Below are 863 nucleotides of genomic sequence, written 5' to 3'. Positions count from 1 at the left end.
GAAACTCAAAGCGCGCACCATAGCGCGAGTAAACCGCCCCAAGCCAGTTGCAGGATTGGTGAGAGCGACAAAAGCCACCACGCGCTTGTTCGATCCAACCATCACATTGCAGGCCGACATATTGGATCATGATGGGCGCAGGATCTGGGCCAAAGGAACCAGGGTCAATCCTCTCGATACCGTTCCATTGCGCGCGGCGTTGATTTTTTAGACGGCGATGACCCCGCGCAGCTCGAATGGGCATTTGCGCAAAAATCAAAGACGGCAAAACTCATTCTGACAAAGGGTGCACCGCTTCAACTTATGAAAGCGCGGCAACGACGTTTCTATTTTGATCAGAGCGGAAAACTGACCGCGCATTTCGACATCAAGGCGCTACCCGCAATGGTCGATCAACAGGGCCGGATGCTGCGCATCCGCCAATTTGCGCTTTCCGGGGAGCAGGAGCGAAGCCAATGAAAACATTGTTTCGAAAAATCTTCAGATTAAAACCCGTATGGCTCTTGCTCGTGCTGGCATTCAGCCTGCTTGTCTCAGCGCCAGCGCGCGCCGATGCGGGCCCTGGCCGCTGCACCGGCAAATTTGTCAATCCGATCACCGATATCTGCTGGTCCTGTCTGTTTCCTCTGTCAATTGGCGCTTTGGATATCTGGCCATCGAGCAGACCTGATCCTAAAAACCCCACTCTGCCCGTATGCCTTTGCGGTTTGCGCCCCGGCATTGCCATGGGGTTCTGGGAGCCGGTGCGGCTTGCCGATGTCAGCATGAAGCCCTGGTGCTTTGTCAATCTGGGCGGGCTCAAGATCGATCCCGGATTTGATATTGGCTATCGTTCCATCTCGGGACCATCGGCCATTGGCGGG

The 863-nt window shown here is 55.3% G+C and carries 2 protein-coding genes and 1 pseudogene; all 3 read left to right on the top strand.

The window, feature by feature from the left end:
• A pseudogene (locus C8024_RS22710) lies at positions 1–211 on the top strand (type-F conjugative transfer system protein TraW); the annotation flags it as partial.
• Positions 212–303: 92 nt separating this feature from the next.
• Complete coding sequence (locus C8024_RS22705; RefSeq protein ID WP_173202776.1) at positions 304–459, top strand: hypothetical protein; 156 nt, start codon at positions 304–306, stop codon at positions 457–459.
• Positions 456–863: TraU family protein (locus tag C8024_RS02105; protein WP_254305476.1), on the top strand; the 408-nt coding region annotated here is incomplete at its 3' end. The genes C8024_RS22705 and C8024_RS02105, both read left to right, overlap by 4 nt.

It is taken from the genome of Sphingopyxis sp. BSNA05, assembly GCF_013265645.1.
Classification (GTDB): domain Bacteria; phylum Pseudomonadota; class Alphaproteobacteria; order Sphingomonadales; family Sphingomonadaceae; genus Parasphingorhabdus.
The sequence above is the reverse complement of the archived record's forward strand: the minus strand, read 5'-3'. Positions and strand labels throughout refer to the sequence as shown.